This is a genomic window from Hydrogenophaga sedimenti, from assembly GCF_051857515.1.
Lineage (GTDB): Bacteria > Pseudomonadota > Gammaproteobacteria > Burkholderiales > Burkholderiaceae_C > Hydrogenophaga.
Window position 1 is genome coordinate 1 of record NZ_JBPZHA010000015.1, and the last position, 13,509, is coordinate 13,509.

Annotated in this window: 9 protein-coding genes; 5 read left to right on the forward strand and 4 right to left on the reverse strand. The window is 69.5% G+C overall.

Translation table 11 applies throughout. The features are described 5' to 3' along the window. Positions 1-120 precede the first annotated feature (120 nt). The 4 genes from ACS5NL_RS20200 to trxA form a co-directional block, all read right to left on the reverse strand. Positions 121-1,824, reverse strand: a complete 1,704-nt coding sequence (locus ACS5NL_RS20200) for an ArnT family glycosyltransferase (protein ID WP_439355767.1) — start codon at positions 1,822-1,824, stop codon at positions 121-123. A gap of 107 nt (positions 1,825-1,931) precedes the next feature. Beyond that, positions 1,932-2,180 carry a type B 50S ribosomal protein L31 gene (locus ACS5NL_RS20205; RefSeq protein ID WP_439355768.1) on the reverse strand — a complete coding sequence of 83 codons (249 nt, stop codon included), beginning with the start codon at positions 2,178-2,180 and terminating at the stop codon, positions 1,932-1,934. A gap of 99 nt (positions 2,181-2,279) precedes the next feature. Continuing rightward, a complete protein-coding gene (rho, locus tag ACS5NL_RS20210) occupies positions 2,280-3,542 on the reverse strand; it encodes a transcription termination factor Rho (RefSeq protein WP_439355769.1) in 1,263 nt (420 codons plus the stop codon). A 192-nt stretch (positions 3,543-3,734) separates the two neighbouring features. Further along, positions 3,735-4,067 carry a thioredoxin TrxA gene (trxA, locus tag ACS5NL_RS20215; protein WP_439355770.1) on the reverse strand — a complete coding sequence of 111 codons (333 nt, stop codon included), beginning with the start codon at positions 4,065-4,067 and terminating at the stop codon, positions 3,735-3,737. Positions 4,068-4,177: 110 nt separating this feature from the next. On the opposite strand from trxA, the gene ACS5NL_RS20220 reads away from it, so the two are divergent. From ACS5NL_RS20220 to ACS5NL_RS20240, 5 genes are read left to right on the forward strand one after another with little or no spacing between them, the layout of a single operon-like run. After that, the gene (locus ACS5NL_RS20220; protein WP_439355771.1) at positions 4,178-6,820 is read left to right on the forward strand and encodes a PD-(D/E)XK nuclease family protein; all 2,643 of its coding nucleotides are present in this window, start codon (positions 4,178-4,180) and stop codon (positions 6,818-6,820) included. Next, on the forward strand, positions 6,817-10,125 hold the full coding sequence (locus tag ACS5NL_RS20225; RefSeq protein WP_439355772.1) for a UvrD-helicase domain-containing protein: 3,309 nt from the start codon (positions 6,817-6,819) through the stop codon (positions 10,123-10,125). Before ACS5NL_RS20220 ends, ACS5NL_RS20225 begins: the two co-directional genes overlap by 4 nt. Further along, positions 10,122-11,474 carry a TIGR03862 family flavoprotein gene (locus tag ACS5NL_RS20230; RefSeq protein WP_439355773.1) on the forward strand — a complete coding sequence of 451 codons (1,353 nt, stop codon included), beginning with the start codon at positions 10,122-10,124 and terminating at the stop codon, positions 11,472-11,474. Before ACS5NL_RS20225 ends, ACS5NL_RS20230 begins: the two co-directional genes overlap by 4 nt. A 17-nt stretch (positions 11,475-11,491) precedes the next feature. Beyond that, positions 11,492-12,691: an AGE family epimerase/isomerase gene (locus ACS5NL_RS20235; RefSeq protein ID WP_439355774.1), complete on the forward strand. Its 1,200-nt coding sequence runs from the start codon at positions 11,492-11,494 to the stop codon at positions 12,689-12,691. Continuing rightward, positions 12,688-13,455 carry an alpha/beta hydrolase gene (locus tag ACS5NL_RS20240; RefSeq protein ID WP_439355775.1) on the forward strand — a complete coding sequence of 256 codons (768 nt, stop codon included), beginning with the start codon at positions 12,688-12,690 and terminating at the stop codon, positions 13,453-13,455. The genes ACS5NL_RS20235 and ACS5NL_RS20240 overlap by 4 nt, the downstream gene beginning before the upstream one ends. Positions 13,456-13,509: the final 54 nt, after the last annotated feature.

Below are 13,509 nucleotides of genomic sequence, written 5' to 3' on the forward strand. Positions count from 1 at the left end.
GAATCCGTCGCCTTGATCGGCTGCCATCGCCAGGGTCAGTTGCTTCATCTTCACCTTCTTGTCTCGGGTGCATCAATACATGCAAACCTCGCGCCACCCCTGGACTTGTTCAGCGTAGCCCTAGGCGCCACCCCGGATGCGCTGGTAGATCAGCAGAGGTTCCTTGTCGGACAGGCGCCGGACGGTGCCCTTGAAGGCCCAGTCGACCAGCCTGACGCGCCGGTCCAGCGAGGGCTGGCTGTCGGGATGGACCACCATCAGACGGCAGTTTTCTCCCGCGCCGTTGCCACTGCGCACCGGAGAAATGCCACCCTGGAACTGCAGCGCGGAAATCTGGGCCTGGCCCAGACCATCGACCAGCACGCAAGGCGAATTCTCGGGCACCAGGCGGGCAATCCGCCGCGCCAGCGGTCCGTAGCTGCGGCCGAAGTCCAGCAGCGGCAGCCACAGTGTCATCAGCAGCAGCCAGCACAGCGTCGCACCCGCGGCCGGCAGCACGAGGCTCTTCCAGATCGCCTGGCGGTGGCGACCCACGCGCCACGACACCAGCCAGCCCCAGGCAATGGTGGCCAGCAGCGCCGGCAACAGCAGCAGCCAGGAAAACTCGGCGACAAAACCGGGGGCGAGACGCGCCACGTTCGCGGCCGGCTTGGCCGGGAAACCGGTCTGCATCGCCAGCCAGATCACCCAGATCACCAGCGCACAGCCACTGAAGAACACCAGCGTGAACCAGTCGATCAGAGCCGCCACGCTGCGGCGCAGGGTGGGCAGGGCGAACGAAGCCAAGGCCGCCATGGCGGGCAGGGCCAGGAACAGCGAGCGGTCGAAATCGGGGTTGATGGCGCTGTTGACCACACTCACCAGCGCCGTCCACAGCGGCAGCGCCACGTGCGGGCTCAGCAGCTGATGGCGCCACCGCCACAGCGTCCAGAGCGCCAGCGGCCAGGCCGGCCAGGTGAACCAGACCAGCAGACGCGCCCAGCGGTGCCAGTCGTCAAAGTCTTCCGGCAGGGCCAGGCTGGCCGGCCAGTGGATCTGTTCGGTGGTCGCGGCCAGCACCAGCACCAGCGCCAGCATGCCGATCACCCAGCTGATTTCCCGGGGGTTCTCCGCGCCTTGCCGCGCCCGCGTGTACCAGACGGCGGCGGCGAGGCCTGTCCCCAGCGACAGAGCGATCCAGGGCGCGCCGCTGAACACCAGCCCGACGGTGCCAGCCGTCCAGAGCAGCAGTGCCATCCAGGGCCTGCGCGTCGCCGGCAGGGCCATGCGCGAAGCCGACATGAGAATGGCGCTGACCATCGACAGCCGGGCCACGTCCGGATTGGTCTCGTGGGACATCTGCGCCAGCCCGAGGCAGGCCACCAGGGCCAGCAGGGCGCCGTCCGCCAGCGCGCGGGCGTAATCGATCGGGTCGGCCTCGCCACCGAAAGCAAACGCCACCGGCTGCGCGCTCTGTTGCCGCGCCAGGTGGTAGACCGCATACCAGGTGCAGACCAGGGTCAGGGCCAGCAGCAGTCCGGAGGGAATGCGTCCCGCGAGATCCGGCGAAAGGAAGGGAAACACCTGGATGGAAACCGCGCCCAGCCAGTAGGGCAATGGACCGGCCACATCGACCGGCGCACCCAGCACCTGGGGGGACCACCAGCCGCTGCTGCCACGCACCATTTCCATCATGGCGCCGAAAGTCGCCACGTCGATGTTCTTCCAGGGCTCGCGGCCGAGGAAGCCTGGCAGCACGTACGCCAGGCCCAGCAACAGCAGCGCAAGCCGCGACAGGCGGCGCACGGCCGACTGGGTCACGATGGCGGGGGTGGCAGAACTCACGGCGGAAATATACAGGGGGTTTCAGGCCGGTCCGGGCGAAAAAAAAGCAGCCGGAGACCGGCTGCCTTTCTGTCCCGGGCACAGGCCCGAAGAAGCGATCGGTCCGATTACTTCTTGCCGAAGCGGTTGCGGAACTTCTCGACGCGACCACCCATGTTGTCCACCGACTTCTGGGTACCGGTGTAGAAGGGGTGCGATTCGCTGGAGGTATCCAGCTTGAACAGCGGCAGCTCGCGGCCGTCTTCCAGCTTGATCATTTCCTTGGTGTTCGCGCACGAACGGGTGACGAACTTGAAGTTGTTCGACAGGTCCACGAAGCAGACTTCGCGGTAGTTGGGGTGAATGCCTTCTTTCATGGCGATTCCTTGTGGTCAGGTGCGGCAGCCGCGGGAAAACCTTTTCCCCGTACTTGTCGCAAGTTGCAAAGCCTTGAATTATATGATGTTTTCGACGACTTAACCACCGCGGCGCATCATGTCGAAGAACTCGGAGTTGTTCTTCGTCGCCTTCATGCTCTTGAGCACCATTTCCATGGCCTCGATCTCGTCCATGTTGTACATGAACTGGCGCAGGATCCGGGTCTTCTGCAGGATCTCGGGCGCCAGCAGCAGTTCCTCGCGGCGGGTGCCGCTGCGGTTGAGCTGGATCGAGGGGAAGACGCGCTTTTCGTACAGGCGGCGGTCCAGGTGGATTTCGCTGTTGCCGGTGCCCTTGAATTCCTCAAAGATCACTTCGTCCATGCGGCTGCCGGTGTCGACCAGGGCCGTGGCGATGATGGTCAGGCTGCCGCCTTCTTCCACGTTGCGCGCGGCGCCGAAGAAGCGCTTGGGGCGCTGCAGCGCGTTGGCATCCACACCGCCGGTCAGCACCTTGCCGGAGCTGGGTAGCACGTTGTTGTAGGCGCGGGCCAGGCGGGTGATCGAGTCCAGCAGGATCACCACATCCTTCTTCAGCTCGACCAGGCGTTTGGCGCGCTCGATCACCATTTCGGCCACATGCACGTGGCGGGCCGCCGGTTCGTCGAAGGTCGAGGCGATCACGTCGCCGCGCACCGTGCGCTGCATTTCGGTCACTTCTTCCGGGCGCTCGTCGACCAGCAGCACCATCAGCTCCACCTCGGGGTGGTTGGCGGTGATGGCGTGGCAGATGTGCTGCATCATGACCGTCTTACCGCTCTTGGGCGGCGCGACGATCAGGGCACGCTGGCCCTTGCCGATCGGGGAGATGATGTCGATGACGCGGCCGGTGATGTTCTCTTCGGTCTTGATGTCGCGTTCCAGGCGCATCTGTTCCTTGGGGAACAGGGGCGTCAGGTTTTCGAACATGACCTTGTGCTTGTTCGCCTCGGGCGGCAGGCCGTTGATGGCGTCGAGCTTGTTGAGCGCGAAGTAGCGTTCGCCGTCCTTGGGAATGCGGACCTCGCCCTCGATCATGTCGCCGGTGTGCAGGTTGAAGCGGCGGATCTGGCTGGGGGAGATGTAGATGTCGTCGGTGGACGCCGTGAAGCTGGTGTCCATGTTCCGCAGGAAGCCGAAGCCGTCGGGCAGCACTTCCAGCACGCCGTCGGCGTTCACCTGCTCGCCGGCCTTGGCGCGCTTCTTGATGATGGCGAACATCAGCTCCTGCTTGCGCATGCGGCCGGTGTTTTCGATCTCAAGCGCTTCGGCCTGCTTGAGGACTTCAGACACGTGCAGTGCCTTGAGTTCGTTAAGGTGCATGGAATTCGCTCCGGAAGGGAGTCGTGTCAGAACCGGGGGAGGGGGCGCTGGCGTCCGGTTGGCGGACTGGCGCTGTCAGAAAGGGCTGGGCCGTTGGTGGGGCCAGCTGACGGGCGGATTATGACAGGAAAAAACCGGTCGCTGCGCGGGGTCCGGGCCTTGCACCCGGATGGCGGCGACCGGCGCGGCGACTCAGGCCAGTTGCTGGTCGATGAAGGCTGTCAGCTGGGCCTTGCTCATGGCGCCGACCTTGGTGGCAGCGAGCTGGCCGTCCTTGAACAGCATCAGCGTCGGGATGCCACGGATGCCGAACTTGGCCGGGATCTCGCGGTTGTCGTCGACGTTGACCTTGGTGATCTTGAGCTTGCCGTTGTAGGAGCCGGAGACTTCGTCCAGGATCGGGGCAATCATCTTGCAGGGGCCGCACCACTCGGCCCAGAAGTCCACCAGCACGGGGGTCTTGGCTTCAAGCACGTCGGCTTGGAAACTTGCATCGGAAACGTGGGTGATCAGCTCACTGGCCATGGTTCATCCTGAGGAACGTGGATCGGGGAAGTTACAGTCGGAAATCAGGGCGAAAAACCGAGTCGACGCCCTGGCACCGAGACATTGTGACAGAAACCCCCCCTCCGCCGATGCCAGCCTCCGACCACCCCACAGGGTATGGGTCCATCCCGACCGCCGGGGCGGACTGGCAGGCCTGGATCCGGCATCTCGACGACCGTCTGGCCCGCCAGGGGATCGCGCCCGGGCGCATGGTCATCCTGCTGCCGTATCTGCAGTTGGTGGAGCCCGCCCGCCGGGCCTGGGCGGCCGCGCATCCGAGCGGTTTCGGGCCGCGTTTTGAAACCACACGCAGCTGGGCCTCGGCCCTGGCTCCGTGGTGGCCGGCGCCCACCGATGTCAGCGGCGACATGGCGCGCGACAGCCTGGTGGCCGAAGCGATGGTCGCGCGGGTGACCAGGGGCAGCGCCGATCCGGCCCTGCGCACGGTGCTCGCGTCCCGGCTGGTGGACGCGGCAAGGTCGGTGGCACCGCTGGCCGCCGCCCGCCCGCCGGCAGAACGGGTGGCGTGGGCGGAGGCACAACGTGAAGCGCTGGGACAGGCGGTGCCGCAAGGACCGCACTGGGAGTCCCTGGTGGCTTCGCTCGCCCTGGCCTGGGCCGGCAATGCCAGCTACCCGACCGATGTGCTCTGGACCGGCGTGGCCGCGCCGGGGGCGGTGGCCGACCGGCTCTGGGTGCTGCAGGGCTTCCAGCACGACCCGCTGGGGCAGGCCCTGGGGGTGCACTGGGGCGAACGGGCCGAGTTGTCCGACCCGTTCGGCCTGCTGGCTGGCGGCGCCGGTGCGGCGCCGGAGGTCCTGACCCTGCAATCCTGCGCGGACGCGGAGGAAGAGGCCCAACGGACGGCCGCCACCGTGGTGGCCCGGATCAACCAAGGGCGTTTCCCGCTGGCGCTGGTCGCCAACGACCGGCGCCAGACCCGCCGCGTGAGCGCCATGCTGTCGGGCGCGGGGGTGTCGCTGTGCGACGAAACCGGCTGGAAGCTGTCGACCACCCACGCGGCCGCCCAGGTGATGGCGGTGCTGCGGGCGGCCGATCCGCGGGCCCGCATGGACGATGTGCTGGACCTGCTCAAGCAGGGCGCCGCCTGGCCGCCGGCGCAGGTGGAGGCGCTGGAACTGGCGGCGCGCGAGGCGGGTGTTTCGGCATGGAAGGCCGCGGTGCGGCACACGGCATCGGCACCGCTGATCCCGGAAGGATTCGCTGCGTTGCTGGAGAGCCTGCAGGCCGCCCGGCCACTGGAACGCTGGCTCGACGCATTGCGCGCCGCCTTGCAGGCGAGCGGCCTGTGGGAGCGGCTGGCGGCCGACGCGGCCGGGCAGGGGACGATCCGTGCGCTGCGTCTGGACGAAGGCGCCTCGGAAGAACTGCTGCAGGTCGGCATGGCGGTGGCGGAGTCGGGCCGCCCGGGCGCACGCCTGGGGCTGTCGGCGTTCAGTGCCTGGGTGCGCGACGTGCTCGAGGGGGCGAGTTTCAAGCCGGTCAGCGACCCGGACGCTCAGGTCGTGATCCTGCCGCTGTCGCAGTTGCTGGGGCGAGGCTTTTCGACCGTGGTGATGCCCGGCTGCGACGAGCTCACGCTCGACCCCGATCGGGGCCAGCAGTCGCCCTGGACGGCGGCACAGTGCGAACAACTGGGGCTGCCCGGGCGCGCGGCGCTCATGGAGGCCCAGGCGCAGGCCTGGCAGGCGGCCTTGCGGGCGCCGCAGGTGGACATCCTCTGGCGCCGCCAGGAGGGCGGCGAGCCACTTTCACCCAGCCCCTGGGTGATGGCCTTGCCGGGCTTCGACGACCGGCAGGCGGCGGCGAACACCTTCTGCGCGCCGCGCCCGCTGAGCCCGGTCGCGGTGGCGCACCCTTTGCCGATCGCGCCGGACCTGATGCCATCGGCCCTCTCGGCCAGCGCGTACCAGGATCTGCGCGACTGCCCTTACCGCTTTTTTGCCATGCGCCAGTTGCGCCTGTCCGAGGCCGACGAGCTGGAAGCCGAGCCGGACCAGCGCGACCTGGGCAACTGGCTGCACGCCGTGCTGCGGCGCTTCCACGAAGAACGCGGCGACGGGCGACCGGGGCGCGACACCGACACCCGCCGGCTGGACCAGATCGGCGAGGAGATGGCGACCGAAATGGGACTGCAGGTCGACGAAGGTGGCGCGGGCTTCCTGCCCTATCAGGCGGTGTGGCCGGCGCTGCGCGAGGGTTACCTGGACTGGCTGGCCGGTCATGAAGGCGGCGACGGCCGGCCCGGGCCGATGTTCGCGCGCGCCGAGGCCGAGCTGAGCGCGAACCTGCCGCCCTGGCGCCTGTACGGCAAGCTCGACCGCATCGACCAGCAGCACAGCCCCGAAGGACCGCTGCCGCTGGTGATCGACTACAAGACCGAGAGCCGGGACAAGACCAACCGGCGCGTCAAAGACCCGTTCGAAGACACGCAGCTGGCGTTCTACGCGGCGCTGCTGCCCGACGAGACCCTGCGCGCCGCCTACCTCAGCATCACCGATGGCCGCTCGGCCTCTGGCCGCGAGGGCGCAACCCATCTGGTCGAGCAGCCGTTTGTGCTGCAGGCCCGGGAGCATCTGCGCGAGGGCATCGTGCAGGACCTGGGGCGCGTGGCCGCTGGGCACGCGCTGCCGGCGCTGGGCGAGGGCATGGTCTGCGAATACTGCGCCGCGCGCGGCCTGTGCCGCAAGGATTTCTGGAGCGCGCCATGAGCCTGCCGGCGGCGTACCAGATCAATGGCCAGACGGTGTCGGCCGAGGCGTTCTACGCGGCGGCCTGCGACCCGGCCCGCTCGATCGCGGTCGAGGCCTGCGCGGGCGCCGGCAAGACCTGGATGCTGGTGGCGCGCGTCGTGCGGGCGCTGCTCGAAGGCGCGGCGGCGCAGGACATCCTGGCCATCACCTTCACCAAGAAGGCCGCCGGCGAGATGCGCGGCCGTCTCAACGCCGAGTTGCGCCGCTGCGCCACGCTCGATGAAGCGGCGCTGGTGGCGACCCTGCGCTCCTGGGGCTACGGTGCGTCCGAATCGCAGCGCCGGGCGCCCGAGCTGAGCAGCCTGCAGGCGCGCGTGAGCGCGCAAGGGCGCCAGGTGCAGTTGCGCACCTTCCACAGCTGGTTCTCGTCTTTGCTGCGCGGCGCGCCGCTGGCGGTGCTGCAGGAGCTGGGGCTGCCGCTGTCGTACGAACTGCTGGAAGACGACAAGAAGGCCTTGCCCCTGGTCTGGCCGCGCTTTTATGCGGCGCTGGCGGGCAACGACGCCGACAAGACGGCCTTTTTCGAGAGCGTGGCGCGGCACGGGCGCCACCAGACGCTCAAGGCGCTGGAGAAGGCGCTGGAGAAGCGGGTCGAGTTCACGCTGGCGGATGCAGCCGGTGTGGCTGGCGGCTCTGTGCGGCCCTTTGGCGAGCAGTTCCCCGAGATGGCCGGGTGGGCCGAGCCCGAGTCGGCGGTGACGTCCGCGGTGATGCACGAAAGCCTCCAGGCGGCGGCGCGCGTGCTCGGGGCGGCCTCGGCGCCGAGTTTCTCGGCCAAGGGCGTGGAGCTGGAAAAGGCGCTGACCGAAGGGCGCTGGGCGGGCGTCTGCGAGGCGCTGCTGACCAAGGACGGCGAAGCGCGGAAATTCGGCACCAAGATCGCCGACATCGAGGTCGTGCGCGAGGCGCAGGAGCGGGTGCAACGCGTGCTGCTGGCCCGCCGCCAGCACGACGCCTGGCTGCACCAGCGGCGCATGGTGCGGCTGGCGCGGGTGCTGATCGAGAGCTACACCGGCCTCAAGCGCGAGCGCGGCTGGGTCGACATGAACGATCTGGAGTCGGTGGCGCGCCGCCTGCTGGGCGATGCCGAACTCTCGGGCTGGATGCAGCAGCGGCTGGACGCCCGCGTGCGGCACCTGCTGATCGACGAGTTCCAGGACACCAACCCGCTGCAGTGGCAGGCGCTGTACGGCTGGCTCAGCGCCTACGCGGGTGCCGGGCCGGGCGAGGCGCCGGGCGTGTTCCTGGTCGGCGATCCCAAGCAGTCCATCTACCGCTTCCGGCGCGCCGAACCCCAGGTGTTCAAGGCGGCGCAGGCCTTTGTGGTGCAGGGTCTGGGCGGCGCGCTGCTCAGCTGCGACCACACGCGGCGTTGTGCGCCGGCCGTGGTGCAGGCGCTCAACGCGGCGATGCTGGACGCGGTGCAGGCCGGTGAATACCAGGGCTTTCGCGCGCACACCACCCACAGCGAGGCGGCCGGCGCGGTGCTGGCGCTGCCAGCGATCGAACGGCCGGCGAAGGACGAACAACCGGTCGACGACGGGGAAGAACCGGTCTGGCGCGACAGCCTGAGCCAGCCGCGCGTGCTGCCGGAAGAAGAGGGCAGTGCGGAGCGCGAAGCGGCGCAGGCCGCCGACTGGATCGCGGCGCAGGTCGCGCATGGCGCCCAGCCGGACGGGGTCATGGTGCTGGCGCGCAAGCGCAGCCGCCTGCGGCTGATGCACGAGGCCTTGCGCGAGCGCGGCATCGCCAGCGAGGCACCGGGCGAAACCATGCTGCACGAATCACCGGCGGTGCAGGACCTGATCGCGCTGCTGGATGCGCTCGTGTCACCGCGCCACCACCTGAGCCTGGCGCGTGCCCTGAAGTCGCCGCTGTTCGGCTGGAGCGACGGCGACCTGGTGTCGCTGGCCACGGCGGTGCGCGCGGCCAGTCCGCGGGGGCGGCCGGACGGCGATGGCAAGGCGCCGGCGCCAGGCTGGTGGGAGGTGATGCGCAGCCTGTCGGACGAAGCCGGCGACGGTTTCTCCGACGGCTTCCTCGCCCGGGCCCAGGCCACCGGCGACACCCTGGACCTCTACCGCGGCTGGCTGCACCGCCTGCCGCCGCACGATGCGCTGTCGGCGATCTATGACCATGCCGACGTGCTGGCACGGTTTGCCGCCGGTGTGTCGGCCAGCGAGCGCGATGCCACGCTGGCCTGCCTGCGCGACCTGCTGGCGCAGTCGCTGGCACAGGACGGCGGCCGTTTTCTCACGCCGTACCGCTTCGTGCGGGCGCTCAAGGCCGGTGGCATCGCGGCGAGTGACGCCCACCACAGCGGTGCGGTGCGCCTGCTGACCATTCACGGCGCCAAGGGCCTGGAGGCCGACACGGTGTTGCTGCTCGACACCGACAGTTCGCCGCAGGCCACCGAGTCGATGGGCGTGCTGGTCGACTGGCCGGCGCAAGAGCCGGCGCCGCGCCGCTTCGTGTTCGTGGCCAGCGAGAAGACGCCTCCTGCGTGCGTGGACGACCTGCTGGCGGCCGAGCGGCAGGCGCGCTCGGTGGAAGAGCTGAACGCGCTGTACGTGGCGCTGACCCGCGCCGAACACCGGCTGGTGCTCTCCAGCTTCGTGCCGCACCGCACGCCGGACCGGTCCTGGTGGCGGCGCCTGCTGGTGCTGGCGACGCTGCAAGACGCGCCCCCCGCGGGCAGCGCGACGGCCCAGGAGGACGAGGGCTTCGGGCTGCCGGCGCTGCCCGCCCTGCGGCCGGAACTGGTGCGCCGCGAGACCACCACACCGCCCGCCGCCGAGGCCGACGAGCGCACACGCATCGGCCGCGCCTTGCACCGCCTGCTGCAGTGGCGCTCCACCACCGCGGACGGGCCGGACTGGGACCGCGGGCATGTGCGGGCCGTGGCGCGCGAATTCGACCTGTCACCGGCCGCGGCCGACGACGCGCTGGCGATGGCGCGCCGCGTGGTTGGCGGTGAAGCGGCCTGGGCCTGGGATGCGGCGGCGCTGTCTTCCTGGGGCAACGAAGTCGAGATCTGGCATGGCGGCGAGCTGCTGCGCATGGACCGGCTGGTGCAGCGGCGCGACAGCGGCCAGTGGTGGGTACTGGACTACAAGAGCGCCGAGCGGCCCGAACTGCAGGAAGAACTGCGCGGGCAGATGCGGCGCTACCAGCAGGCCCTGCTGTCCTCCGGTGTGGAGGGTGACGTGCGCCTGGCTTTCATCAATGCGGCCGGAAGGCTGATCGAACTGGAATCTCCATGAGTCTCGGGTCGCCCGACACCAGCGTTTTGCTGACCACCGACGTCGCCATCGTGGGCGGCGGACCGGCCGGCCTGATGGCCGCCGAAATCCTGTCTGCCGGCGGTGTGCAGGTCGACCTGTTCGACGCCATGCCCTCGGTGGGGCGCAAGTTCCTGCTGGCGGGCAAGGGCGGCATGAACCTGACCCACTCCGAACCCGCCGACCGCTTCGCCGAACGCTACGGGGAGCGGCGCCAGCAGATCGAGGCCTTGCTCAAGGACTTCGGTGCCGCCGAGGTCCGGGCCTGGGCGCAGGGCCTGGGCATCGAGACCTTCGTCGGCAGCTCGGGGCGTGTGTTTCCGACCGACATGAAGGCGGCGCCGCTGCTGCGGGCCTGGCTGACGCGGCTGCGCCATCCGGTGGCGGGTGGTCCGGCCGTGCGCTTTCACATGCGCCACCGCTGGCTGGGCTGGGGCGACGACGGGCAGACGCTGCGCTTCGAGACGCCTTCGGCGCCACTGAGCGTGAGAGCCCGCGCCACGGTGCTCGCCCTGGGCGGTGGCAGCTGGGCGCGCCTGGGCTCCAACGGCGCCTGGGTACCGCTGCTGGCCGGGCGCGGCGTGGCCGTGGCGCCGCTGCTGCCCGCCAATTGCGGCTTCGACGTGGCCTTGCCGGGTGAGCACACGGCGCCCGCGGGCGTGCTGCCGGTGCAGGCCGTGCCGGCGCGGACGGTCGGCTGGAGCGCGTTTTTCCGGGAGCGCTTTGCAGGTCAGCCATTCAAGAACGTCGCCATCCGCTGCAACAACGCGGCCGGCCACCATTTCGAACGCAAGGGCGAGTTCGTCGCCACCGACACCGGGGTCGAAGGCAGCCTGATCTACGCCGCGTCGAGCCTGCTGCGCGACGACATCATCCGCAGCGGCCACGCGATGCTGCAGCTCGATCTGCTGCCCGACCTGCCGGCCGAGCGCGTGGCGCGCGAGATCGCGCATCCGCGTGGTTCGCGCTCCCTCGCCAACCACCTCAAGGGCCGCCTGGGACTGGACGGCATCAAGCTGGCGCTGCTGCACGAGGTGCTGGGCAAGGAGGCCATGAACGACCCGGCAAAACTTGCGCCAGCGGTGAAGGCGCTGCCGCTGCAACTGGTGGCGGCGCGGCCGATCGACGAAGCCATCAGCACCGCCGGCGGCGTGCTGTTCGAGGCGCTGGACGCCGACCTGATGTGCGAGGCGCTGCCCGGCGTGTACTGCGCCGGCGAGATGCTCGACTGGGAAGCGCCGACCGGCGGCTACCTGCTCACCGCCTGCCTGGCCAGCGGCCACCGCGCCGGTGCAGCGGTGCTGCGGCACCTGCGCGCCGCCCAACACTGAACCCGACAGGAGACACCATGCACATTGCCGACTTTCCGGACTTCGAGAGCGAAGCGGTGCTGCGCGCCCACGTGGCGCAGACGCTGGCCTTCTACGACACCCACGCCTTCGACCCCGGCGGCGGCTTCTTCCACTACCTCCAGGACGACGGCACGGTCTACGACCGCACGCACCGCCACCTGGTCAGCGCGACACGGCTGGTCTTCACGCAGTCCATGGCCCATGTGCAGACCGGCCAGGCCTTCTACCGCGAACGGGCGGCGCACGCGCTGGCGCACCTGGAGCGCTTCCGGCTCCCGGCCGGTCCGGCGGCCGGGGCATGTGCCTGGACGCTGCGGGACGGCGCCATCGAAGACCCGACCGTGATGGCCTATGGCCAGGCCTTCGTGCTGCTGGCGCGGGCGCACGCGCACCGCATCGGCCTGTGCACGGCGGCCGATGTGGCGCAGGCCTTCGACACCATGGAGGCGCTGTTCTACCGCGCGGCCGACCAGGCCTATGCCGACGAGATCAATGGTGCCGGCACGCTGATCGACTACCGCGGACAGAACGCCAACATGCACATGTGCGAGGCCTGCCTGGCGGCCCACGCGTTCACCGGCGAGGCGCGTTACCTGCAGCGGGCGCAGTCGCTGATCGAACGCTTCGTGTTCGGCCTGGCCGAGGCCTCGGGCGGGCTGGTCTGGGAACACTATGGCCGGGACTGGTCGATCGACTGGGACTACAACCGCGACAACCCCGGCAACATCTTCAAGCCCTGGGGCTTCCAGACCGGCCATCAGACCGAATGGGCCAAGCTGCTGCTGATCGCGCACGGTCACGCGCCCGATGCACGCTACCCGGTGCGCGCGGCAGCGCTGCAGCAGGCGGCCTGGCAGCACGGCTGGGACCAGGTGCATGGCGGGCTGATCTATGGCTTCGACCCCGATCACCGCCCCTGCGACACCGACAAGTATTTCTGGGTGCAGGCCGAGTCGTTCGCCAGCGCCTGGCGCCTGTGGCGCGTCACGGGCGACGAAACCTTCCGGCAGCAGTACCTGCAGCTGTGGCGCTGGAGCTGGCTGCACCTGATCGACCACGTGCACGGCGCCTGGTTCCGCATCCTCTCGGCCGATGGTGGCAAGCTGGAAGACACCAAGTCGCCCGCCGGCAAGGTGGATTACCACACCATGGGGGCGTGCTGGGACGTGATGGAGGTCGGAGGGCTGCGTCCGTGAGGCTTCTGGCCGTCCTTGGCGCCTGGCTGGCGCTGGCACTGACGGCCCATGCGCAAGGCGTCCTGCTGAAAGTGCCGACCCGCGAGGGCGTCACCACCACGGTGTTCTGGGAGCCTGCGCCCGATGCCAGAGGCACGGTGCTGCTGTTTCCCGGCGGCGGCGGGGGATTCGGCAAGGTCGAGGCCGGACGGGCCACCGGCAACAACTTTCTGGTGCGCTCCGAGCCGGAATTCATCGCCAACGGCTTCAACGTGGCGATCTTCGGGCGCCCCGGTGATTCAGACGATCTGGACTACGCCGACCGCATCACCGAACAGCATCTGACCGATGTGCAGAAGGTGCTGGAGCGGGTGAAGGCGCTGGCGAACGGGCCGGTGTGGCTGGTCGGCACGAGCCGCGGCACGGTGTCCGCGACAGCCGCGGCGATCCGGCTGCAGGATCAGATCGCGGGACTGGTGCTCTCTTCCAGCGTGGTCAGCGGCAAGAAGGCCGGCGCCGTGCCGGGTCAGGACCTGGCCGCGATCCGGGTGCCGGTGCTGGTGCTGCACCATGCACGCGATGCCTGCCCGGTATGCCGCCCGGCCGAGGTGCCGGCAATCCTTCGAGGACTCCGGAACGCCCCGCTCAAGAAGCTGGTGATGGTCGACGGCGGTGCCGGTGCCACCGGCGAAGTCTGTGCGGCCCTGCACTGGCACGGCTACATCGGCATGGAGCGGGAAGCGGTGGGCCTGATCACCGGCTGGATCGGCCGGCCGACCGAGTGAACAAATGCCCGGGAGCGGCGGTCACGGGCGGCCCGCCGGCGGATGCATGCCCTA

Bases quoted from the DNA above. Each gene is read 5' to 3' on its own strand.
- ACS5NL_RS20205 (WP_439355768.1), bottom strand. From the start codon at position 2,180: ATGAAAGAAGGCATTCACCCCAACTACCGCGAAGTCTGCTTCGTGGAC.
- rho (WP_439355769.1), bottom strand. From the start codon at position 3,542: ATGCACCTTAACGAACTCAAGGCACTGCACGTGTCTGAAGTCCTCAAG.
- trxA (WP_439355770.1), bottom strand. From the start codon at position 4,067: ATGGCCAGTGAGCTGATCACCCACGTTTCCGATGCAAGTTTCCAAGCC.
- ACS5NL_RS20220 (WP_439355771.1), top strand. From the start codon at position 4,178: ATGCCAGCCTCCGACCACCCCACAGGGTATGGGTCCATCCCGACCGCC.
- ACS5NL_RS20225 (WP_439355772.1), top strand. From the start codon at position 6,817: ATGAGCCTGCCGGCGGCGTACCAGATCAATGGCCAGACGGTGTCGGCC.
- ACS5NL_RS20230 (WP_439355773.1), top strand. From the start codon at position 10,122: ATGAGTCTCGGGTCGCCCGACACCAGCGTTTTGCTGACCACCGACGTC.
- ACS5NL_RS20235 (WP_439355774.1), top strand. From the start codon at position 11,492: ATGCACATTGCCGACTTTCCGGACTTCGAGAGCGAAGCGGTGCTGCGC.